At 69.1% G+C, this 22,660-nt stretch carries 21 protein-coding genes; 6 read left to right on the top strand and 15 right to left on the bottom strand.

The features are described 5' to 3' along the window. On the bottom strand, nucleotides 1–918 hold the full coding sequence (locus ACM6LU_RS15270) for an AurF N-oxygenase family protein (protein WP_414938323.1): 918 nt from the start codon (nucleotides 916–918) through the stop codon (nucleotides 1–3). Between the two features lie 110 nt (nucleotides 919–1,028). Between ACM6LU_RS15270 and ACM6LU_RS15265 the strand changes: the two genes are divergently transcribed. The 5 genes from ACM6LU_RS15265 (at nucleotide 1,029) to ACM6LU_RS15245 (ending at nucleotide 5,467) form a co-directional block, all read left to right on the top strand. Further along, nucleotides 1,029–1,877 (top strand): alpha/beta fold hydrolase, encoded by an 849-nt coding sequence (locus ACM6LU_RS15265; RefSeq protein WP_414938322.1) that lies wholly within the window; start codon nucleotides 1,029–1,031, stop codon nucleotides 1,875–1,877. 562 nt (nucleotides 1,878–2,439) lie between these two features. Continuing rightward, the gene (locus tag ACM6LU_RS15260; protein ID WP_414938321.1) at nucleotides 2,440–3,510 is read left to right on the top strand and encodes a cytochrome P450 family protein; all 1,071 of its coding nucleotides are present in this window, start codon (nucleotides 2,440–2,442) and stop codon (nucleotides 3,508–3,510) included. Nucleotides 3,511–3,658: 148 nt separating this feature from the next. Continuing rightward, entirely contained in the window at nucleotides 3,659–4,075 is a 417-nt protein-coding gene (locus ACM6LU_RS15255) for a histone-like nucleoid-structuring protein Lsr2 (protein ID WP_414938320.1), read from the top strand. 257 nt (nucleotides 4,076–4,332) lie between these two features. Then, a complete protein-coding gene (locus ACM6LU_RS15250; RefSeq protein WP_414938319.1) occupies nucleotides 4,333–5,097 on the top strand; it encodes an NB-ARC domain-containing protein in 765 nt (254 codons plus the stop codon). Beyond that, the gene (locus ACM6LU_RS15245) at nucleotides 5,063–5,467 is read left to right on the top strand and encodes a tetratricopeptide repeat protein (RefSeq protein ID WP_414938318.1); all 405 of its coding nucleotides are present in this window, start codon (nucleotides 5,063–5,065) and stop codon (nucleotides 5,465–5,467) included. Before ACM6LU_RS15250 ends, ACM6LU_RS15245 begins: the two co-directional genes overlap by 35 nt. A 481-nt stretch (nucleotides 5,468–5,948) precedes the next feature. On the opposite strand, the gene ACM6LU_RS15240 is transcribed toward ACM6LU_RS15245, so the two are convergent. The 10 genes from ACM6LU_RS15240 to ACM6LU_RS15195 all read right to left on the bottom strand — a co-directional run bounded on the left by ACM6LU_RS15240 (nucleotide 5,949) and on the right by ACM6LU_RS15195 (nucleotide 18,632). Next, nucleotides 5,949–6,407, bottom strand: a complete 459-nt coding sequence (locus tag ACM6LU_RS15240) for a histone-like nucleoid-structuring protein Lsr2 (RefSeq protein WP_414938317.1) — start codon at nucleotides 6,405–6,407, stop codon at nucleotides 5,949–5,951. A 162-nt stretch (nucleotides 6,408–6,569) separates the two neighbouring features. Continuing rightward, a complete protein-coding gene (locus ACM6LU_RS15235) occupies nucleotides 6,570–6,956 on the bottom strand; it encodes a hypothetical protein (protein ID WP_414938316.1) in 387 nt (128 codons plus the stop codon). Between the two features lie 150 nt (nucleotides 6,957–7,106). Continuing rightward, a complete protein-coding gene (locus tag ACM6LU_RS15230) occupies nucleotides 7,107–7,520 on the bottom strand; it encodes an acyl-CoA thioesterase (protein ID WP_414938315.1) in 414 nt (137 codons plus the stop codon). After that, nucleotides 7,520–12,997, bottom strand: coding sequence for an SDR family NAD(P)-dependent oxidoreductase (locus ACM6LU_RS15225; RefSeq protein ID WP_414938314.1), 5,478 nt, complete (start codon nucleotides 12,995–12,997; stop codon nucleotides 7,520–7,522). Before ACM6LU_RS15225 ends, ACM6LU_RS15230 begins: the two co-directional genes overlap by 1 nt. After that, complete coding sequence (locus ACM6LU_RS15220) at nucleotides 12,994–13,980, bottom strand: enediyne biosynthesis protein UnbU (protein WP_414938313.1); 987 nt, start codon at nucleotides 13,978–13,980, stop codon at nucleotides 12,994–12,996. Before ACM6LU_RS15220 ends, ACM6LU_RS15225 begins: the two co-directional genes overlap by 4 nt. After that, nucleotides 13,977–15,875, bottom strand: coding sequence for an FG-GAP-like repeat-containing protein (locus tag ACM6LU_RS15215; protein WP_414938312.1), 1,899 nt, complete (start codon nucleotides 15,873–15,875; stop codon nucleotides 13,977–13,979). Before ACM6LU_RS15215 ends, ACM6LU_RS15220 begins: the two co-directional genes overlap by 4 nt. A gap of 31 nt (nucleotides 15,876–15,906) precedes the next feature. Continuing rightward, the gene (locus tag ACM6LU_RS15210; protein WP_414938311.1) at nucleotides 15,907–16,833 is read right to left on the bottom strand and encodes a DUF1702 family protein; all 927 of its coding nucleotides are present in this window, start codon (nucleotides 16,831–16,833) and stop codon (nucleotides 15,907–15,909) included. 565 nt (nucleotides 16,834–17,398) lie between these two features. Then, the gene (locus ACM6LU_RS15205; RefSeq protein WP_414938310.1) at nucleotides 17,399–17,908 is read right to left on the bottom strand and encodes a VOC family protein; all 510 of its coding nucleotides are present in this window, start codon (nucleotides 17,906–17,908) and stop codon (nucleotides 17,399–17,401) included. After that, nucleotides 17,909–18,259 carry a PadR family transcriptional regulator gene (locus ACM6LU_RS15200; protein WP_414938309.1) on the bottom strand — a complete coding sequence of 117 codons (351 nt, stop codon included), beginning with the start codon at nucleotides 18,257–18,259 and terminating at the stop codon, nucleotides 17,909–17,911. Nucleotides 18,260–18,263: 4 nt separating this feature from the next. Further along, on the bottom strand, nucleotides 18,264–18,632 hold the full coding sequence (locus ACM6LU_RS15195; RefSeq protein WP_414938308.1) for a VOC family protein: 369 nt from the start codon (nucleotides 18,630–18,632) through the stop codon (nucleotides 18,264–18,266). Nucleotides 18,633–18,704: 72 nt separating this feature from the next. Here ACM6LU_RS15195 and ACM6LU_RS15190 point away from each other — a divergent pair, with 72 nt between their 5' ends. After that, a complete protein-coding gene (locus ACM6LU_RS15190; protein WP_414938307.1) occupies nucleotides 18,705–19,907 on the top strand; it encodes a DNA glycosylase AlkZ-like family protein in 1,203 nt (400 codons plus the stop codon). Between the two features lie 76 nt (nucleotides 19,908–19,983). On the opposite strand, the gene ACM6LU_RS15185 is transcribed toward ACM6LU_RS15190, so the two are convergent. The 4 genes from ACM6LU_RS15185 to ACM6LU_RS15170 form a co-directional block, all read right to left on the bottom strand. Further along, nucleotides 19,984–20,361 (bottom strand): helix-turn-helix domain-containing protein, encoded by a 378-nt coding sequence (locus ACM6LU_RS15185; RefSeq protein ID WP_414938306.1) that lies wholly within the window; start codon nucleotides 20,359–20,361, stop codon nucleotides 19,984–19,986. Nucleotides 20,362–20,371: 10 nt separating this feature from the next. Beyond that, the gene (locus ACM6LU_RS15180; RefSeq protein ID WP_414938305.1) at nucleotides 20,372–20,740 is read right to left on the bottom strand and encodes a VOC family protein; all 369 of its coding nucleotides are present in this window, start codon (nucleotides 20,738–20,740) and stop codon (nucleotides 20,372–20,374) included. Nucleotides 20,741–20,829: 89 nt separating this feature from the next. Continuing rightward, complete coding sequence (locus tag ACM6LU_RS15175) at nucleotides 20,830–21,525, bottom strand: ester cyclase (RefSeq protein WP_414938304.1); 696 nt, start codon at nucleotides 21,523–21,525, stop codon at nucleotides 20,830–20,832. 51 nt (nucleotides 21,526–21,576) lie between these two features. Then, the gene (locus ACM6LU_RS15170) at nucleotides 21,577–22,566 is read right to left on the bottom strand and encodes an ester cyclase (protein WP_414938303.1); all 990 of its coding nucleotides are present in this window, start codon (nucleotides 22,564–22,566) and stop codon (nucleotides 21,577–21,579) included. Between the last annotated feature and the right edge of the window lie 94 nt (nucleotides 22,567–22,660).

Genomic DNA, 22,660 nt, shown 5'->3' with positions numbered 1-22,660 from the left:
TCAGATCAGGTTCGCCCGCTTGTAGAACACCAGAGCGGGCCGGGTGAGCAGGCCACACGAGCCGAGGAACTCCATCAGGCCGGCGCAACTGGACCGCATCATCGACTTGTGGTGCTCATTGGTCTTCGCCTCGCGCAGCGCGCGCTCGGTGTCGAGTCCCGCGTTCTTGTAGACATCGCGGTTGACCATGCTGCTGACGATGAAATACGACGCGATCGCGATGACCAGCGCGTTGATCCGTCGGCGCAGGAAGCCCGCGCCCTCCAGCTGTTCGCGCGTCTCTTCGCGGGCGAACTTCATGTGCCGGGACTCTTCGACGACGTGGATGTTGTTGATGGTCCGCACGAACGGGACCACCCGCTCGTCACGCATCCAGTCGCGCTGCATCACGTCGAGGACTTCTTCGGCGACGAGGATCGCCGCGTACGCCGCTTCACCAGTGGCTGTCGCCTTGAAGACGCGGCCGAGCTCGACGGCGAGCCTGCGCGGACGATACGGAGGCGCGCCGAGCTTCTCCGCACCACGCGCGAACATGATCGAATGCCGGCATTCGTCCGCGATCTCGGTCAGCGCCCACTGGAACGCCGGATCGGTCGGATCCTTGGCGTAGAAATCGCGCAGCATCATCTGCTGCAGGATCATCTCGAACCAGATACCGGTGCTCGCGACCGAGGCGGCCTCCTGGCGCGTGAGCTCCTTCTGCTGCTCCGGGCTCATTTCCGCCCAGTAACTCGTCCCGTAGAGGGTGCTCCACTCCGGACTCGCGCCGTGGAAGTCCTTGTCCAACGGCGTCTCCCAGTCCACTTCGGTGGCTGGGTCGTAGGACAACATCGCGGAGGAATCGAGGAGCCGCCGCGCGGTCTCGTGGCGGCCGGCACCGGCCGTTCCCGCGCTGCGCGGCACATCGGTGCTGGTCATGAGGGACCTCCCGGACTACGTCGGCTGGGTGTAGATTTAGGCGTTACCGTGGTTCACTGTTACCCAAGGTAACACCTTAACGGCCGTGTCGCGAGTACGGAGACCCGATCATGACCACACCCCGCCGCGTCGACTCCTTCGATCACGACGGGCTCACCTTCGACGTGCGCGACACCGGCCCGCTCGACGGCGCCGTCGTCGTCCTCCTGCACGGATTCCCGCAGACCGGCGCTTCGTGGGCCGAGACCGCCGCACTGCTCAACGAACGGGGATACCGCACGATCGCGCCCGACCAGCGCGGTTACTCACCCCGGGCTCGTCCACGTGGCCGCTTCGCCTACCGGTCGAGCCGTCTCGTGGCCGACACCGTCGCGCTGATCCACGCCATCGGAGCCGGACCGGTTCACCTCGTCGGACATGACTGGGGCGCCAACGTCGCCTGGGCGACCGCGGCCCAACGGCCGGACCTGATCAGGTCACTGACCACCGTGTCGGTCCCCCACGCCGCGGCGTTCCTGCGCTCGATGCTGACCAGTGATCAGCTCATCCGGTCCTACTACATGTTCTTCTTCCAGCTTCCCTTGCTGCCCGAACTCGCCATCCGGCTCCGGCCGAGGGTGCTGGATCGCACACTCGCGAAAACCGGGATGACTGCGGCCCAAATCGACCGAGTCCACCAGGAGATCCTCCGCGGCGGAGCCTTGACCGGCGGACTGAACTGGTATCGCGCGATGCTCCTGCAACACCCGGCGACCCTGCGCACCCGGGTTCCCGTGCCGACCACGCACGTATGGAGTGACGGCGACACGGCCCTGTCCCGTCGCGGTGCCGAACTCGCCGCCCAGTACGCCGACGGCGGCTATCGGCTGGAGATCCTGACCGGCGTCAGCCACTGGGTTCCCGAAGAGGCCGCCACGACACTGGCCGCCATCATCGACCGCACCGCCGCGGACAACTGAGTACTTTCGTCTGTGGGGCTTGAAGGTCTTTGGGGCACAGGGGTTCCCGGCAGAGTCTCGGAGCTGCTGGTCTGCGCTGCTGGCGGTAATCCGGGCTTGACATCGCTAGTGCCGGCCAGGGGCCGAGCGGGGAAGATTGGGGACGTTCAACGTCTGAAATCCTCCCCACTCGGGCATGTGCCGGGGTTCTTGGGGAGGCCTTCACGGACTTTCAGCCGAGGCAATGCTGAGCAAATTGTCGAAGATCTGGTTTCGCATTCCGGAAGTCGCTCCGTACCTGAGGCGCGTGTCCGACAGCCTGAATCGTCACCATTTGGCGAATAGCCCGGCAACCGCTCCACTGGCACGCTGGACTCGGTTCACTCCACCGAGAAAGGGTGATTTCCGGTGACACGTCCCCCGGTGCTGGACCCGAGCGGCAACGACATCCATGCCGAAAACGAGCGGCTGCGCGAGCGCGGTTCGCTCACCAAGGTGGAGCTACCGGGCGGGGTGGTGGCCTGGTCGGTGACGAGCTACGAACTGCTGCGCAGCCTGCTCAACGACCCCCGGGTATCCAAGGATGCCCGACGACACTGGCCGGCACTGGCCGGCACTGGCCGACGTCAGCGCGGACTGGCCGTTACTGGTGTGGGTCTCGGTGCGGAACATGTTCACCGCGTACGGCGCCGACCACAAACGGTTGCGTTCGCTCGTGACGCAGGCCTTCACCGCGCGCCGAATCGCCACACTGGAACCCCGGATCACCCGGATCGTCACCGACCTGCTGGAAACGCTCGCGACCACGCCGCCGGGCAAACCCGTTGACCTACGGGAGAGTTTCGCCTGTCCGGTACCCATCGACGTGATCTGCCAACTGTTCGGGGTACCGGACTCGGCCCGCCGCGTGCTGCGCCACGCCGTCGACGTCTTCTTCCGAGCCTCGGCGAGCCAGGAGGCGATGCTGGCCGCCTATCGAGACATCCATTCGATCTTCACTGAACTCGTCGCGGCCAAGCGGGTGGCCCCTGGCGAGGATCTCACCACCGCGCTCATCGCCGCGCACACCCAGGACGACGGCGCCCGGCTGGACGAAGCCGAACTGATCGACACCCTGATCCTGTTCATTTCGGCCGGTCATGAAACCACCGTGAACCTGCTCGACCAGGCCATCGCCGCGCTGCTCACCCACCCTGACCAACTCGCCCTGATCCGCGCCGGGCGGGTCTCCTGGCGGGCCGCGATCGAGGAGACCTTGCGCTGGCAGGCACCTGTGGCGCAGCTGCCACTGCGGTACGCCGTCGAGGACATCTCCGTCGCCGATGTGGTCATCCGGCAGGGCGAGGCGATTTTGGCGGGCTACGCCGCCGCCGGCCGGGACCCGGCACTGCACGGGCCGGACGCCGACGCGTTCGATGTCACCCGCGCCGACAAGTCGCATGTCGCGTTCGGCTACGGAGTGCACTTCTGCCTCGGTGCGCCACTGGCCCGGCTGGAAGCGGCGATCGCGCTACCGGCCCTGTTCGATCGGTTCCCGGACATGACACCCGCGACCTCACCGGATGGGCTGCGGCACCTCGACTCGTTCATTTCCAACGGGCATCGCACGCTGCCGGTGCTGCTGCACGGCCCGAAGCCGTGCCCCGCACCGTAGGCGGGCTCTGTCCGAAATGGACATAGTTCGCCCGGCTCTCCGACGACAAGGGACCTGCCATTCCGCCGGTTCGGCACACTGCGGCTAGGCTCATTGGCACTGCGCCAACCTGAGGTGGCGTGGAATGACCTAGCGGAAGGCACTATCGATGGCACAAAAGGTATCCGTCCAGATCGTCGACGACATCGACGGTGGCGAAGCCACCCAGACCGTGCCCTTCGCACTCGACGGCGTCACCTACGAGATCGACCTCTCCGACAACAACGCCGTCGCCCTGCGCGAAGAGCTCGAGCGCTACATCGACGCCAGCAGGCGAGTCGGCGGACGCAAGGTGAGGGTCGCAACCGGACAGTCCACCGTGGCCGGTGGTACGGCGAAGACCACCGACCGCGAGCGCAACCAGCAGGTCCGCGCCTGGGCGTCGGCCAACGGCTACGCGATCGCCGAGCGTGGCCGCATTCCCAACGAGATCTATGAGGCGTTCGACAACGCCGAGGCGGCCCCTGAGCCGGTCGCCGAAGAGGCTCCCGTCAAGCGCAAGCGCGCACCTCGCAAGAAGTCCTGAATCGGCTGAATCGCGCTCTTGGCGTCCCTTTCCTGGGTGACCGGGGAAGGGACGTCAAGGGCGCATCACCCATCCCTACCCGTCCCGCCCTGGCCTGGCGCGGACTTCAGACCGGATGGTGCCCCGGCAGCTTCCAGGGTCGGTGCGGGACTTCACCGGCCGGGGCGAGCACCTGGCCGCGGCCGACGCACTGATCCCACCCGGCCCCGACCAGTTCGACGAGCGGCCGCGGTCGGTGGTGATCACCGCGGTCGACGGTGCGGGCGGGATGGGCAAGACCACCCTCGCGCTGCACTGGGCCCACCGGATCCAGCACCGGTTCCCCGGACGGCACCCTGCACGTCAACCTGCGCGGCTACGGACCCGGAACCCCGGTCACCCCCAGCGAAACCCTCAGCGGGTTCCTGCGGGCCTTGGGTGTCGCGGCCCGCACGATCCCCGCCGACCTCGACGCCCAGGCGGCGCTGCTGCGATCACTGCTCGCGGGCAAACGCACGTTACTCGTGCTGGACAACGCCCACAGCGCCGAACAGATCCGGCCCCTGCTGCCCGGCAGCGCGGGCTGCATGGTGGTGGTCACCAGCCGCGACAGCCTGACCGGCCTGGTCGTCACCGATGCCGCTCACCGCCTCACCCTCGACCTGCTCACCCCGCCCGAAGCACTCGACCTGGTCACCGGCATCCTCGGCGCCGAACGGGCCGCCGCGGAACCGGACGCGGTCGGCGAGCTGGTCCGGCTGTGCGCACGGTTGCCGCTGGCACTGCGGGTCGCGGCCAGCCGCGCCGCCGCCCACCCCCATCTGACGGTCGCCGACGTCGTCGCCGATCTGGCCGACGACCACACCCGGCTCGACGTCCTCAGCGAGTTCGGCGATGAGCGGGCCGCCGTCCGGACGGTGTTCGACTGGTCCTACCGGCGACTTCCCCCCGAGCAGGCACGGCTTTTCCGGCGCCTCGGACTGCATCCCGGACCTGGCCGCGTTCGGCGTGTTCGAGCGCGAGCTGGCCGTCGCCGAGGCTGAGATGGGCGGTGCTGAGACTGCCTTCTACCACCGCCTCTATCTGCACCTGCGCCGCCAAGCCGGAGACCCCACCGGCGAAGCATTTGCGTTGACACACATGGCACGAGCCCGGCGCCAACTGGGGGACCCCGAGGCCGCGATCGCTCTATGCCGGGACGCGATAACCCTCGGCCACAGCACACCCGTCAACCGCAGTACCACCATCGCCGATCCGCTGGACGTTCTGGCGACCTGCCTCCACCAGCTCGGTCACACCGGCGAAGCCATTACCTGCTCGCAGGAAGCCGCCACCATCTACGAAGACACCGGCTATCCCAATATGGCCGCCGAAGTCCGCCAGCGTCTCCACGACGCTCAGGCCCAGCCCTGATACATCTGTTGCGCAGGAATGCAAACGTGACAATTCGTGTTCTGACGGAACTGCCGCGACCGAACCCTGACCAGTGCCGCCGCCCCCAATGCCACATTGGAGAAACTCAGTGTCCCGATGCCGCATTGAGGACATCGGTCCCGCAGTGTGTCGCACCACGCGGAGAAACGTCTCCTTCGCTTTCCTTTCGACAACAGTCACCGGTGCGCGCGGACACCTGTGCCCAAAGCTTGTTGTAGCGTGAAAGCAACACTGAAGAAGGGATCCGCTCCGCCCATGAGCAGTGCCTTCGAAAAGGGCCGACCCACCCATCGTGGCGGGTCCCGGCGACCGGCGGCGCGCTCTCGGCCGGTCAGAGTGAATCGGTCACGACATCGCCCGAAGGTTCTTGCCCGGTTCGGGCAAGAACCTTCGGTGCCGGGATGTCAGGAGTCCTGTCGTACGACGATGGTCGCCGAGATCGACAGTGCCGGAGCCGAGGTCAGTTGTCGGCCTTCGCCTTCCGCGGAGCGCGCTTGCGCTTCGGCTTGACCGGTTCCTCATCCGCAACGTCCGCTTCGACTTCCGCGGGGTTCGAGGAAGCCGGCTCGGCGTTGTCGAAGGCTTCATAGATCTCGTTCGGGATGCGACCGCGCTCGGCGATCGCATAGCCGTTCGCCGACGCCCAGGCACGCACCTGCTGATTGCGCTCACGGTCCGTGGTCCTCACCGCGACACCTTCGCCACCAAGGGTGGTCTGGCCTGCCGCGACACGGATTTTGCGCCCACCGGTGCGGATCCCGCCCTCGACGTAACGCCCCAACAGCCCCCGCAACGCCTCGGCGTTCGCGTCGGACAGATCGATTTCGTACTGTACGCCGTCGAGCCCGAAAGGCACCGTCTGCGTAGCGTCACTGCCATCGAGATCGTCAACGATCTCGACAAGAACCTTCTGAGCCATCCGCAGAGCCTTTCACCATGTCGAACCGGGTATTACGCGTCAACGACAATCCTACCCGGCGGCACGGCCGACGAAACCGGGCCATCCGGATTTGCAGGCCGAGGCGTCATCTGCTCGGCTACCGGCCCCGCGACGGAGACGAACCAGGCCACCCGTCCGACTTCAGAGCGCCTCGAGCAGCGCGGAAATTCTGGCGACTCGATCATGCGAATCGAATTCGAAATGCGCACAGTGTTTATTGACCTCGTACCGCCCGAAAGGGGGACCGACACGTTCCGGATCACCCAGGAGTGCGATGACTTCGGCGCGCGTTGCGGTGGGTGACAGTCCCTTCACCAGCGCCGCCGGCCGTGGATACCACCCGTAGGTGTCATCCGGCCGCGTCCGCACCATGCTCATTTCCAAAACGTCTTCTTCGAAGGCCATTTCCGTTCCGACGGGCTTGAAGAGGAGGTGCGTCGAGTTCTCGCCATCGAAGTGTGCTCCCATCAGTACGATCGCTTCGAGGATTCGACTGTCACCCTGGCGGTGGTCCGGCACATCCAGCACGATTTCGCCGTAATCGTCGTCACATCTCTCTTTCGATTCGCCTCGCGCATCTAATCGAGGGCCGCGTCCGCATCCTCGGGCGAGTGGCCGAGATCGATGAGGTTCTTGCGTGCCGAGCACGGAGTCCTGATCCCCTGAGTGGGCGGGGTGTCAGCTGAAGTTCGCCAGCGCGTGCTCCAGTTCGGCCGGTATCCCGGCGGGCCGGACCCCGCCGTCCGCCCGGCGCATACAGGCGACCGTCTGGGTTCCGCGCGCGGTCAGCGTCCCGCCGCGGCGGAATTCGAAACCCATCTCGATCCGGTTGCCGGAAGTGGCCCGCAGGGTCATTTCGACGCCGACCTCGTCGAGGGCGAAACACTCGGCGTAGTAGTCCATCGAACAGGAAACGGTGACCATCACGAAGTCACCGGCGCGCAACGCTTTCAGCACACCCGGCGCGTGCTCGGCGAGGAAGAACTCCCGGCAGTGTCCTTGCCAGTGCACGTAATGCGCGAAATACACATTGCCGACCAGGTTCGTCTCGTCCAGGGTCACCACGTGGTCGTGGCGATAGACCGCCGGCATCAGCGCCGCCCGATCGCGAGCGCGATCACGACCGGGTCCCCGGTTTCCCGCACCCGCACCTTCGCGGTGAGCACTCGCAGCGCATCGGAACTCGCGACCACGACGCCGTCTTCGGTGACCTCGTCGATCCGCAACGGTGCGAGCGCGGACTCCCCGAGCGCCTCCCGGTACGACCGCACCCTGGTCGCGGCCGTACCGACGTCCTCGCCGAGTTTGTCCACGAGCGACGCGGCGAGTTCGCTGTCCGCCGGGTCCAGGCCCGCATCGGTGCCCGTGACGGGGGTGGCGGCCCAGCCGGTGCCCGGCGGCGGTGCGGTGAGCGCGATCGGGCTTCGCACACCGGCGTCGGTGCTCAGTTCCAGGCGGTCCTCGATCCCGCATTCGATCAGCCGCCGCGAAAGCCACGGGCCGATCAGCCGCACCGGCATCCCGTCCGGCCAGTCACGGGTGCCCACCGCGCGCAGCCGCAGCGACCGCCACCCGGCGACCGCGAGCCCGTCGGGGCGGACGAGGCCGACGTCGAAACAGTATTCGCCGTCGGTGTGCGAAAGCTCGGTCCCCAGTACGCGCAACGGCCCGGACGGTTCGCGCCAGACGGTGAACTCCTCGGCCCCGATCGGCAGGGCGAGCCGGTGCGGGACGCAGGCGAGCAACGCGTGCAGGGTGGCGTCGTGCGCGGCGGGGTCGCCGAGCCACAACTGTCCACTGTGGAATTCCGAGAACCAGGGGCCCGGCTCGCCGTCGTTGAGCCATGCGTCGATCGCGAACGCCGACAAGTGCCGGTACCCGGCCACTCGGCGGAACCGTCCACTGTGGAAGAACAAGGAGCCGTACCACGGACTGGTCCCGGTGATCGGCTCCGCGGCCCCGGTCTGCGCCGGCGGCTCGGACGCCTCGCGCACCACCGCCGAAAACCGCGGGGCGGCGAACCTGTCGGTGTCGTCGCGCAGTTCCACCGCGGTCCCGTCCGGCGTGGTCAACGCGGCGACCCGGATGACCCTGGTGTCACTGGCGCCGACGGTGACCGGCACCCGGAACCGCGGTTCGGCCAGCGCGGTCGCGCCCTCGGCGTGCCCGGCGAGCGCGGCGGCCTGCCGCATCGCTTCCAGGCCGACCACGGCGGGCAGCACCGGCACGCCGTCGAGGCGGTGCCCGTCGAGGTACGGGTCCGCCCCCAGCGCGAGGTCGGCCTCCAGCACCGCCTCCACACCTGGCACACGCACGCGGGTCCGCTCCGCGAACCTCGGCGGGGAACCGGCGGGTGTCGCGGCGGACAGGGTCGGCGTCGCGGGGAATCTCGAGGTCAGCAGGACCGTGACCGGCGATCCGGGATCGTCGAGCACTCCGGTCATGGCCCGCACACCCCGATCCGGGTTGATCGGGTCGATCCCGAGCCTGCGCAGCCGGTCCAGCACGTCGAGCCGGACCCCCATGCCGATCTCGGACCAGACCGACCACTCCAGCAGATGCGCCCGGCAGGACGGGTGGACGGCCGCCCACCGCTCCAGTTCGACGCGGAGCCAGTCGTTGGCGACGCAGTATTCGGATTGCCCGGCGAGCCCCTGCCTGCCGATGATCGAGCCGAAGCCGAGTACCAGCTTGAGTTCTTCACCGAACTCGCCGAGCAGTGCCCGCAGGCCGCCGGTCTTCGGCCGCAGGGTCGCCGCCAGCGACGCGGCGGTGACCTCGCTCATCCGGCGGGGTTCGTTCAGGCCCGCGCCGTGCAGGAGACCGCGCACCGGGCCCGGGCACCGTGTTTTCAGCGCACGCACCTGCCCGGCGTCGGCGACGTCGCAGCGTTCGTAGCGTGCCGTCACGCCGGCCCCCGCGCGCTCCAGTCCCGCCAGCACGTGCGGTGCGTCGGACGGCGAACGGCCGGTGAACACCAGCGCGCAGCCGGTCCGCTCGGCCAGCGCGATCGCGGCGTACGCGGTGATCCCGGAGACCCCGCCGGTGACAAGGCAGACGTCCGCCGCCGTGAGCGGTTCCGGTGCCCCGGTTCCCGGCTGCCGCGCGAACAGCGTGGCGCGGTGCACCGATCCGTCCCGGCCGTAGCGAAGTTCGAGGTACCGTTCCGGCGCCGCTCCCGCCAGCATGGCGGGATCCGGCCGGAAGCCCACGTCCGGCAGTTCGGCGACGACCACCGCACAGGACAGTTCGACCGCCGCGCTCCTGGCGATCCCGGCCGCCGCCGGGTGTCCACAATGGACCACGAGTAGCCGCTCCGGCCCGGCGCCCGCGATCAGGCCGAGCAGCTCCGCGACCTCGGCGGGACCGGCCTTCTCCGGAACTTCGACGGCGAGGCCGGGTTCGCCCGCACCACCGGGCAACTCGTACAGCCAGTGCCCGGCGGTGGCGTGCACGGTCCACCGCACCGGCCCGGCGGGCTCCGCCGTGAACGGTTCCCACCGCTGCTCGAACGGCCGCACCCAGTTCGCCACCCCGGCCACCGAATCGGTCTCCAGTGGCGCTTCGGGCAGGCCGGTCAGCTCCGCCGCCGCGTCCGCGACGGTTGCGGACGCCAGCGAAAGCGGGGTGTCCGGTGGGCGCTTGCCCAGTTCCGCCGCCACCGTGCTGATGATCTGCACCACCTGCAACGAGTTCAGGTGCAGATCCCCGAGCAGTGAACTGCCGGCGGTGATCGAACCGGCGGGCAGTTCGAGCGTGGTGGCCAGGTGCGCGGTCAGCACGGCGAGCGGATCAGTGCCGGTCTCGACGGGGTTCACCGGCACTTCGTCCGGCACCGGCACCGGCGCCGTCGCCTCGCGCTCCGGTGCGTCGACCCAGCCTGTCCGATTCTCGCACGGGTTCACCACGAAGTCCGGCACGGCGTCCAGCGGCAGCGGCCGGTTCGCCCTGCCCGCGAACCACGGCTCCAGGTCCGCACCGGCGCAGGCGGCCAGCACCGCGGTGGCGAACGCGTGCCGCGCGGGCTCACCGCCGGTGTCCATGCTCAGCACCGGCAGGCCGGTCGCTCCGGCGAGTCCGGCCAGCATCGTGCCCGGCCCGGCTTCCAGCAGCAGATCGCAGCACTCGGCCAGTTCCGCGAGCGCGCGGCTGAACAGCACCGGCTCGGTGAGCTGGCGGACGAGCAGGTCACGCAGTTCGTCGCCGCCCGCGGTCACCCGGGTGCCGGTGATGGTGGAGAACACCGGACGGCCGGGCGCTGGCAACGAGAATCCCCGCAGGGCTTGACGAAATGGCTCCTCGCTCGCGCTCATGGCCGGACTGTGGAACCCGTGGGAGACCCGCAGTTCGCTCGCGGTCACGCCGTCCGCGCGCGCCCGGCGCAGTACCTCGGCGACGTCCAGGCGGGGGCCGGAGACGACCACCTGGCCAGGCCCGTTGATCCCGGCGAGCACCACCGGGGTTCCCGCCAGCAGTGCGGCCACACCGGAATCCGAAAGGCCGAGGCTCGCCATCGTGGTGCCGGCGGTGCCGTATTCGGCCATGATCCGGCCACGGACGGCGGCGAGTTCCACCGCCGTCTCCGCCGAACAGCAGCCCGCCCACCGCAGGGCCGTGAGCTCACCGAGGCTGTGCCCGGCCGCGGCCTCCGCGCGCACGCCGAGTTCGGCGAGCCAGGCCAGTGCGGCGAGGGACTGCCGCACGATCGCGGGCTGCGCCACACTCGTGTCCACAGTAGACAGCGCCGATCCGGTGGGCAGCCCCGGCACACCGAGATCCGCCGCCCAGCCGGGCAGCGCGGCGCGGACCGGCGCGGCCTGCCCGGGGAACAGCAGGCCCAGCCGGGCCGCGCGCGCCGAACCGAGTGCGAAACCGCCATACCGGTCGAACTGTGGTTCGCCGGACCAGCCCTCGGTCGCGGCCGACGCGGCCTTCGCGGCCGCCGCCAGCTCGTCGGGGTCACGCGCCACCAACGCCGCGCGTAGCTTGCCCGGCCCTGGGTCGTCCCGCCATGCGGTGGCCGCGAGATCGCCGACCTCGGCCGTGCTCAGCAGTTCGGCGCTCGCGGCCAGTGCGGCGAGCCGGGTGGAAAGGTCCGCCGGACTCGTCGCGCCGAGCAGCACGATCTCGGTTTCTTCCCGCCGTGCCGACCAGCGGCGGGTCGCGGCGGACAGGCTGCGGACCGAGTCGCCGGGCGAGCCTCTCAAGACCACGTGCGCGTTGATCCCGCCGAAACCCATCGAAGAGACACCGGCGACCGGGATCTCGTCCGGCCACGGCTCGGCCTCGGCGAGCAGCCGCAGCGGCGCGGAATCCGCGCGCAGCAGTTCCTGCGGCCGTTCGCAGCCGGTGACCGGTGGCAGCACCCGGTGGAAGACGGACAACGCCGCCTTGATCAGCCCGGCCACCCCCGCCGCCGCCTTGGTGTGCCCGATGTTCGCCTTCACCGTGCTCAACGCGGCCGGCGCCGCGCCGGCGCCCCGGACCTCGGTCAGCGCCTCGAGTTCCACCCGGTCACCGACCTCGGTGCCGGTCCCGTGCCCCTCGATCAGGCCCGCCGACTCCGGGGCCAGCCCGGCGACCCGGTAGGCGCGGCGCAGCGCGAGCACCTGCCCGGCCCGTTCCGGGCGGCTGAGCCCGCCCGCACCGTCCGACGAGGACGCCCAGCCGACGAGCTGCGCGTACTCGCGCAGCCCGCGCCGTTCGGCGTCCCCCGCCCGCATCAGCGCGATCACCCCGCAGCCCTCACCGGGCAGGAAACCGGTCGGCCGCTCGTCGTAGACCCGCATCCGGTCGGTGGCGAGCGCGCCGAGACGCGAGAACCCGATCAGTTCCAAGGGGTCGATCGACATGTCCACCCCGCCGGCGAGCGCGAAGTCCAGCTCACCGGCGGCCAGCGCACGGGCCGCGGTCATCACCGCGAGGAGGCTGGACGAACAGGCGCCGTCCACTGTGTACCCGGTGCCGTGCAGGTCGAAATGGTTGCAGATCCGGCCGGCGATGGTGTTGGCCAGCGTCCCGGTGAGCATTTCCTCCCCCGGTTCGGGGAACGGCTGCTTGACCAGGTGTTCCAGCCTGCGGAGCACGTCCCCGGACAGCTCCGCCGGAGCACCCGCGCCCGCCAGCGCGGTCGAGGCGGCGTCGGCGAGGAACGGCCAGCGCAGCCGCAGGGTCGCCGCCCTGGTGAACTCACCGGTCAGCGAATTGCCGAGCACCACCCCCGCCGTGTCCCGGTCGAGCCCGTCGCCGCCGGGGAAACCGGCGTCGGCCAACGCGTCGGCCGCGGTCTCCAGCGCGAGCCAGTGCGTCTGGTCGGCCGCGCGGTACAGCGGGCCGGGGATCCCGAACCGCCGCCGGTCGAACGCCCAGTCCCGCAGCACCCCGGCATGGGTCACGTAGGTGAGATCGGCGTCCGCGCGGCCACCTTGGTACCGGCGGGACAACCGGCACTCCGGGATGCGCCGGAACGCGCGGCGGCGCGCGAGCACGTTCTGCCAGAGCCGGGCGGGCGAGGTGGCGTCCGGGTACCGGCAGGCCATCCCGACGATCGCGACGGGCTCCCCGGTCACGACCCGGTCCCGGATCTGACCCGAGACGTGTCCTTCGACGCCGTCGGCCGGTACGCGCTCACCACCAGTACCAGCCCGCGCAGCACGCAGGTGATCACCAGCGCGAAGAACAGGCCGAACACCACACCCGAAACCACCAGCACGCCGTAGATCAGTCCGGTGGCGACGCCGAAGATCACCTGGTTGCGTGGCTTCGACGGGGTGGTTCCCGGATCGGTGATCATGTAGTTGGTGTAGAGGATGAACGCGACCCCGGTGACCGGGAGCAGCGCGCCGATCAGCGCGTGGTCGAGCAGCAACCACCGCAGCACCGCTTGCGCGGCGAAACCGCCTGCCCAGCCCAGTATCAGCGGGACCTTGCCGGTGAGCTTGGCGTTGAGCATCGTGCCGAGCATCAGGATGCCCAGCGGGATCAGCCAGTCCACCGTGCCGGTGACGAAGTTCGTGAAGTGGTACGGCGGCGCGATCCCGACCCACGGATAGATCAGCAGCACCACCACGATGCCCGAGTTCGACGGGTTCAGCACGTGCCGCAACTTGCCCTTGAGCCGCACCCGGACCACGTACTTCGTCGCGTTGGCCACCACCACCGCCATCAGGTACGGCCACACCGAGGCGTTGCCGTACAACAGCATCGCGCACGCCAGCGCGGTGATATGCGGCGGCAGCAGGAAAGTCACCATCGCGCTCGCGCCACCGGCGTACTCCGGGGTCCGCCCGTACGCCCAGCTGTCCAGCCGCTCGAACAGCAGCGCGGTCACGTAACTGACCACTATCGCGAGCAGCGGGGTGATCGGCGCCTGCTCGAACCCGAGTACGAGATGGCCGACGATGGTGAACGCCGTGATCGACATCGCGAACCGGCGCAGGGCCTTGATCCGTTTGTCCGGGCCGGGATCCGGGACCGGCACGGTCGTCGGCGACGCCGGGGGCGCCGGTGCCGTCGCGGCGGAGTTCCGCCGCGATTCGGTCGTGCTCGTCATTTCAGGACCGCCGTTCCGTTCGCGCCGAGCAGCACGGTGTGGTGACCGGGCCGGAGCTCGACCTCGGCCCGATGGACGCCGGTGCCGTCCCGCCAGGTGATCGCGGCCCGTGCGGATCCGCCGTCGGGCAGCGCCAGATGTGCCTCGCCTGCCGAGACGCCGGCGTGCCCGTTCGCCGGGAACAGCTGGGTCCGCAGCGTCCGGTCGCCGGAGAACACCTCGATCCGCGCGCCGATCGCCGTCCGCTCGCCACCGGCCGCGCCGGGGGTGACCAGACGCAGGTCCGCCGCTTTACGACTGGACTGGCCGATGTTGCGCAGCAGCAAGGAATCCTCCCACTGGTTGGCGACCAGTGCGTCGAGCTTGCCGTCGCCGTCCACGTCACCGAAGGCGAACCCGCGGGTGTTGTACGGCGCGCCGATGCCGAGCTGACCGGCGAGGTCGGTGTAGCGGCCGTCGCCTGCTCTGACGTAGAACGGGTTCGCCTGGTGCCCGGAAAGGTCGTCGCCGAGCACGAACTTCGGCCACGCTTGCGGGTACTTCAGCAGCTGGTCGTTGCCCATCGCGAGTTCCTGCAGTTCCGGCCACCGGTCGCGGTCACCCTTGAGGAAACCGGTCGCCTGCACGAGCTGGTCGACACCGGAGTTGTCGAAGTCGCCGGCCTTGATGTCCCACGCCCAGCCGCTCCTGGCCAGGCCGAGATCCTCGCTGCGCTCGGCATAGGGCAGCTTGCCCGCGGCGAGGTCGGCACCGGTCCCGGTGGGCACGAACGCGAAGTTGCTCTCATGCAGTGCGTACGGCGTGGTGATGTTGCTGACCGCGATCATCGGCAGTGGGTTGCCATCGGGATAGGTGAAGGTGACCCCCATGCCCTTGAAGGAATCATGCCCGAGCACCTCCGACCGCGGGGTGAGCAGATCGCGGTCACCGTTGACCTCGGCCAGCCGGGCCTTGCCCGGCGTGGACCTGTTGACCAGCAACTGGTCCGGGCCGAAGTCGTTGGCAACGTACATCTCCGGCAGGCTGTCGCCGGTGAGGTCCTGCAGCCCGAACGCGAGGGTCCACGACCGCGCCGAATCGTCCGGGAACGCGGTGCTGGCGTCGGTGATCACCGGCAACGTGGACGGTGCGCCCGACGGTCTGGTCAACAGCAGCCGGTTCACCCCGGCGTTGCGCGCCTTGCCCATCGAGTCCTGCATGTACATCCGGCCATCGGACCCCGCGGCCGGGTCGAGCACCTTGGCGCCGTCCGGGAAGTAGTTGCCCACCAGGACGTCGAGGTGCCCGTCGCCGTCGACGTCGCCGAGGTTCAGCGCGGTGGAGTTCCATACCTGCATGGGCGAGACCAGTTCCACCGGCCGGAAGTTCGCCGCGGCGGGCGGGGTCCCCGGCGCGGCCGAGTTCAGGAACAGCACCGGCGACCGGCCCCAGTAGTAGACAAGGAGGTCCTGGCGACCGTCCTCGTCGAGATCGGACGGCACGCAGCCCATCGGGGCCATCGTCTCGTCGTAGGCCAGCGGGCGCGGGTCCAGCGTGAACTTCGGATACGCCCGCCCACCCGCGTCCGGCACCGGGGCCACGGTGACCGAGTCGTCGCGCGGGTCGACGAGACAGAAGTCGGCGGAGCGCTTGAGCTCACGCAGATCGGCCAGCGCCACCGCCGCCCCGACCGCGGAGATCCAGGCCCGGATGGGTTCGAGTTCCGGTTGCACCTGACGTTGCTGCCGCGCACCCGGCGACGTGGAGTTCAGCGGGACCTGGTCGAAGGCGAACCCGCCGGCCAGCGAACGGTTCTCGTTCGCGCTCAGTCCCGGCCTCGCGGTGAAGATCCCCGCGGTGAGACAGAGCAGGAGCGCGACCGCCACCGGGACCACCCTGCGCCACGGCTTTGGCATGTCGAATACCTCTCCCACCCGGAAAATCGGCTCAGAACCGCCGCTCGGCCAGTTCCCGCAACCGGGCTTTCCATTCGGTGTACGCGGACAATTCGGTGGATCCGGTGAGGCCGTGCGCCGCCTCCTCCGTCCACCCCGAGACTTCCTCCGGCGTAGCGGAGAACAACTGCTCGCACACGCGTCCGGTGTGCTCCGGCACGATCCGTGCCCGGTACCTCGCGGCGCCGGCGAACAGCACGCCCTGCCCGAAATGTGGTGCGTACGGCCCGCTGGACCGCACCAGTTCCGCGACCGCGCCGGGTCCGGCGCAACCCGCGTAACACGCGGCGAGGCCGATACCCGACCAGAGCGGGCCACGGGCGGGTTCGGGCGTTTCGGCGATCACCCTCGCGACCCCCACCGGGTCCGCGGCCTGTGCGAACCACAGCGCACGGCCGCAACCGGCGACCCTCGCCCGCCAGCGTTCGCTCGGCCGCCGGTGACATCGCCGCCGCAACGCGCGGAGGCCACCGAAGTACGTTTCCGCGAACCCGGCTCCGTCCAGAGCGAGCCATCGGAGCAGCGGAGTGGATGGGACGGCCACCGGCAGGGGCACCCGCGTCGGCACCAGCGCCCAGCCGTAGCCGACATGGATCAGGTGCGTGTACTGGTCTCCCGGCCCGCTGAGCAAGCGCGCGAGCGCGCCACCTCTGCCGACCGGGGCGAGGTCGTACAGCGCCGCGAACATCCCGGCGCCCTCATAGGCGAATCCTCGTTCGGCGTCCGGAATCTCCGCCAGCTCCGAATGCGCGTCACGTGATTTCGCCGCCACATTGAACCCGGTCAGGAAATAGCGAGCGTGCTTTTCCAGTTCGGCGCGTTCACTTTCCCGGTCGAGCCTGAATCCGCGCCGGGAGAAATCGGCCATTGTCAGGGGAAGTCGAAGGACACGGGTTACCGGTGGCGACCCGACGGCCATTCGAGGACTATTCCCTGCCCACATCGTCACATGACACCCCTGGCAGAGCGATGCGATACTCGAATAATGATGAGCACAAGTACATACTAAGGCGATGTCCCCGCAGTTGAACACCCATGGAAAGGCTGACACAGCGAGATGGACACGGTCAAACGACTTCACCCAGGTGGCGCAAATTACTCACCCGGGGGAAGCGACGAAAGATCAAGAATCGAAAGTCCACAGTGGATAATTGTCGGAGCAATTCGAAGGCAATCCACCCGAGCCCGTTGAAAATATGTTTCGGCAATTGCGTGACACCGCCGGACGGGCGCCGAAATCACCGGTGAACACGACGAGAACCGCACCGGCGGGCGCCGCCGGGCAGGGCACGGCGGGGCGGACTCGCGATCGGCGCGGTCACCAGGGCAGCCTAGGGTCGGCGCCCGGCGCCGGACTTCTCTTGAATTGCGCATCTCCCCCGCGGAGCGCGGGTGCCAGGCCGGGTTCCGCCGCGTGCTGTCCGGCTGATCACGCGAGATCGGTGTTCAAACACGGGCGGCAAGCCGACAGGACTCACGCGACGCTAGTCTCGCCGTTCGGCGGCGGTGCCGTTCGGCGAGACCCCGGCGTTGCCCTCGGCCCACTGGTCGGCCCGTTCCTGCAACTCGGCGACCGAAGGGTCGGCCGCGCGCCGCGCCACCGACCAGCGATGCCCGAACGGGTCCTCGATCATCGCGTACCGGTCGCCCCAGAACGCTTCCTGCGGGGCCATCAGCTCGGTCGCCCCTTCCGCCAGCGCGGCGGCGAACACCGCGTCGACGTCGGCGACGTACAGGTGCAACACCACCGGCGTGCCGCCGAGCGCGACCGGACCACGCCCGGCGCCATGCTCGGGGAACTCGTCGTGCAGCAACAACCTGCCGCCGCCCACCAGCAGCTCGCAGTGCATCACCCGGCCGTCCGGGGCGTGATTGCGCAGCAGCTCGTCGGCACCGAACACCGCGGCGTAGAAGCGGACCGCCGCCGCCGTGTCCGCCACGGTGAGCTGGGGCGTGACCCCGGCGAACTCCTCGTCCGCTGCCCAGCCGGTCATCTACTCGCCCCTCTCGTCGGAGCGGAGAACGGCTCGCGCCGTATCGCTCGCGAGCAGGTTAGCGAGTCTTCTGGCCTCGCCGCGGACCGCCCGCGACCCGGTCGGAGTGATCCGGTAGCTACGGCGGCGCTCGGCCCGGCGGTCCGCGCGGACCGCTTCCTCGTCCGTGTCGCTCTCCTCGACCATGCCGTCCACCCGCAGGCGCTGCAGGGTGCGATAGAGCGTGCCGGGACCGAGCACCAGCGTGCCGCCGGTGAGGCGCTCGACGTCCGCGATGAGCCGGTAGCCGTGCTGCTCGCCCTCGGTCAGTGCGAGCAGCAGGGCGAAGGCCGCCGGGGTCAGCGGTGTCACGGGCTCATTCCTGGCTGATCAGGAACTCGTGACCGTCCGGGTCGGTCACCGTGACGAAGGTGCCGAAGTCCTGCGTCTCCGGCTCGGTCACCTGCACACCCTTGCCGGACAGGTTCGCGTGCAGTGCCCGCACGTCCGCGCACTTCAGGGTCACGTCGGCCGAGTCGCCGACCCGGTCCGTCTTGCCGAACGCCTCCGCGTTGGCCAGCACGAACGCCGTCCCGCCACCGCCGGGCGCCACCTCGAGCCACCGCCCCATACCTCCCATGTCCGAGTCCGTGGTCACGTCGAAACCGAGCATGTCGACGTAGAACCGCTTGGACCGTTCCTGGTCCGTCACATACAGCGCGACGGTGTTCAGCTTGGTGATCATGTCATCCTCCTGGGTCGGCCCGGCGGACACTGAAATGTATCCACTACGGACCCAAAATGCCATAATGGCGGCATGACTGCTGAGATCTCTCTCGACAAGCTGCGCGCGTGGTGGTCCCACCGCCAGGGGCTCGACGGCTCGCTGACCGGTGCCTCGCCGGAGGAGGTGCTCAGCCGCACCGGCTGGGCCCGCTCGGTCGGCGGATGCAGCCCCTACCTGGGGTTCTTCGCCCGCGCCGGACTTGACCGCGAGGTCGTCGACAAGGCCGTCGCGAACCTCGACGTGCACGAACTCCCGTCCGCCCGCGGCTGTACCTACATCCTGCCGAAAGAGGACTTCGCCCTCGGGCTGACCGTGGGTTCCGGCGCGCCGGAGGGCGAACTCGCGGCGGCGGGCAAACATCTCGGCGTCACCACCAAGGAAATCAACCGATTGTGTGACGGCGTCGTCTCGGCGCTCGAGTCCGCGTCGGAGCCGCTCGACGCCGCCGGTTTGCGCGACGTCGTCGGCGACGAGGTCCGCAACCTCGGCGCCGAAGGCAAGAAACGCGGTCAGACCACGACTCTGCCGCTCGCACTCGGCCTGCTCCAGTCGCGCGGCCGGATCCGCAGGGTGCCGGTGAACGGCAGGCTCGACCAGCAGCGGTTCGGCTATGTGCCGTGGACACCGTCGCCGCTCGACGGCGACGGGCCGGATGTGGACGCCCAGCGCACCGAACTCGCCAGGCGGTACTTCTCCTGGGCCGCGCCCGCTTCGCTGAAGCACTTCCGCTGGTTCTCCGGGCTCACCGCGGCGGCCGCGAAGAAGGCGATCGAGCCGCTGGACCTGGAGCCGATCGGTGACACCGACCTGCTGCTGCCCGCCGACCTCGCCGTCGAGTTCGAGAAGTTCACCGTGCCGCGCAAACCGTCTTACGCGCTCGTCGCCGGAATCGACGGCATCCACCTGCTGCACCGCGAGCTGAGCAGGCTGGTGAACCCCGAGGACGCCGCGAAGCGTTCCCCCGGTGGCAAGGTGGGCCGGACCCTCGGCGACGAGACCGACCCGCAGTGCCCGATCGTCGTCGACCGCGGCCGGGTGGTCGGGCTGTGGGAGTACGACGTCGACGCGAGCGAGATCGTCTGCCAGCCGTTCGTCAAACCCGACGCGGCACTCAAGAAGGCGATCGCCGGCGCGGAGAACTACGTCCGGGACCAGCTCGGCGACGCCAGGATGACCAGCCTGGACTCCCCGAAGAGCCGGGCTCCGCGCATCGCGGACCTTCGTGCGGGGTAGGGGCTGAAGGGGACTTTCCCCTCGTTACACGCGGCGAAGGGCGCCTTCCCCACGTCCCATGCGGGGAAAGTCCCCTTCAGCTCGTGGGCGCCCTGGGATCGCGCGGCGTGGCGATGTACCAAGGCGCCCACGATCCGCTGACCTCGACGAAATGTCGCGCGCGGTATTCACTCGGCGAGCATCCGACGTACTTGTGGAACCGGTCGCTGAAGGTGCCGGGGCTGCGGTAACCGACGCTGCGCCCGATCCGCCGCACCGGATACCTGCTGTGCCGCAGCAGGAACTGCGCCCACTCCATCCGGACGCGCTTGAGCAGCCGTCCCGGCGTTTCGCCGTAACAGGCCGCGAACCGGCGGTTGAACTGGAAGCTGGACAGTTCGACGTCCGCGGCGAGCGAGGACACCAGCAGATCCGTCGCGTATTCGCGGTGCAGCCGCTCCCAAGCGCGGCGCATCGCCGGTACGTCAGGCGTCTTCGCGGAGCACGAAGACATTGTCGTCGGGGTCGAGGAAGGTCGCCATCGCCCCGCCCGCCTGGCCGGACGGCTCCTCGGTGACCGTCACCGCACGCGCGCGCAGCTCGGCGACGGTGGCCTCGATGTCCGCGCAGCCGAACACGATCCCGGTGAAGGTCCCGATCCGGTCGGTGAGATCGGGCGGGGTCCACAGGGTCACGCTCGTCGCCGCGCCGGGCGGGCCGACCTCGATCCAGCGCGCGGCGGGCCCCATCGGCTGGTCGGCCCGCACCTCGAACCCCAGCGCGCCGGTGTAGAAGTCCAGCGCCCGCTGCTGATTTCGGACGTAGACGGCGACCTTCACCACGCTGGAGATCATGGCTTCCTCCCGTCGGCACGCTCACGGCCACGACGTGGGCCGTGTGACAACCCGGCACACGTCGTGGCCGTGGGACCGCGAGAGCGGGGTCAGCTGGACGACCACCCCCGCTCCGGGCGCAGGTAGTCCTCCGCCGCGGTGCCCACGTTTTCGGCGTCCGCCTCGGTCATCTTGACCGCCCACGGCACCTCGGGCCGCTTCACCGCGTCCGGCACGTCACGCTGGACGAAAGTGAGGTTGGTGCCGATCTCCTCGGCGGTGCGCAGGAAGTCGTAGATTCCCCAGTGCTCGGCGATCTTGCCGTCGCGGATGCGGACGACCTCCATCCCGGGGATGACGACCTCGCGGTTGGTCGGCGGCACACCCATGAACTCGCCGTTGTGGTGGGCGTGCAGGTTGTACATCACCCCGAGGAGGTCTCCCTCGCCGATGATCGCGATGTTGTCCTCCATCGGGTCCTCGAACGCCGAGGACCATGCCGAGAACCGCATCTGCACACCTTCGAACCCCGGCGGGTCACCGGGCATCGCGGCGTGGTCGACGAAGTCCTCGGTCAGGTTCCGCGCCAGCGTCTCGGTGCTCCAGTCGTGGCCGTTGAACACTTCCTTCTGGAAGCGCAGCAGCACCTTCTTGTTCTCCTCGATCCTGGGCACGTCCAGTACCGCCTGCACGATCTCCTCGGCGCTCAGGTCCGCGCCCAGCAACTCACGGAGCCGGTTCGCGGCCGCGTCCACTTCGGACTGATGCCTGCTCTGCTGCTCGGTGCCTTGCCTGGCGGAAGTCATCTTCACTCTCTCCTCATCTTGGGCCGGATCGGGCCTTTCCCGGTGAGCGCGCTATTCCAAGCCGTCGATGCCATAGCCGTGCTCCTGGTGGTGCTCGCAGTAGATCTCGCCCGGCGGCGCGATCATGGCGCAGCGCCGCAGCGTGCCCTTCAGCAACACCTGGCACTGGCGGCGTTTCACTTCGATCAGGGTCTTCAGCTCGGTCAGCTTCTGCGGGTCGGCACCGGCCGCGACCGCGGCTTCGTACGCCCGCTGCGCCATGCTGCTGTCGAAGCCCTGCTGGGCACGGACCGCCATGATGTCCTCGGTGAGCGGTGCCATGATCTGGTTGGCGAAGATGTCTTCGAACGGGTTGATGTGCCGGTGTTCCACGATGAGGCCGTCACGCACCTTGATCGCGTGGAGGGTGGGGATGGCGATCTGGTGGTCCTTCGGCGGCCTGCCTGCGAACTCCTCGAATTGGGTGCCACGCCCGGTGATCAGCCCGACCACCGCCTCGTTGTCCGCCGAGACGATCTCGTTGATCACCATGAACCAGTCCGGGAACGAGCGGAACAGGCCGAGCAGCATCCTGGTGTGCGCCTTCGGGCTGATCGGGTCGTTGCCGAAGTAGGTCTTGCTGCGGAACTCGGTGGGATGGAACAAGTTCTCCATACCCTCGTAGTTCCGCGAGTTCTCGTACTCGATGTACTTGTAGAAGATGTCGATGTTCCGCTGCCGCAGATCCTGGCTGACCGGGGACTGGGAAACCGTGATGGTCCCGTTGATTTGCCCGGAGACGGTGGCCAGGAACTGGTCGAACAGCTGCTCCCGCGCCGGGGTCGGCAGCCGGGTGATCAGGGAGAGGTTCTCCCGCAGCGCCAGGCCGAGATCCTTGGGCTCCTCACGCTCCGCGGTCGCGACGTCGGAGACCGGCCTGCCGTTGGTCGTGCCGGCACCGTTCGTCAGTCCCCCCGCCGACTCGAACCAGCGGCCCTGGAGTTCCTGGAGCGCGCTCTCGTCGGGCTGCTGGTCGTTCTCCGTATGACTCGTCGCGCTCATGGGTACCCTCCCGGGAGTGGCAGCTTGGTGATCAGTCGCTCTGCCCGGGTCGCCGCCCGGGAACCAACCGTCGCCGCGGCCGGACCTTCCGGCC

The organism is Amycolatopsis sp. cmx-11-51, from assembly GCF_047608665.1.
Classification (GTDB): domain Bacteria; phylum Actinomycetota; class Actinomycetes; order Mycobacteriales; family Pseudonocardiaceae; genus Amycolatopsis.
The sequence above is the reverse complement of the archived record's forward strand: the minus strand, read 5'-3'. Positions and strand labels throughout refer to the sequence as shown.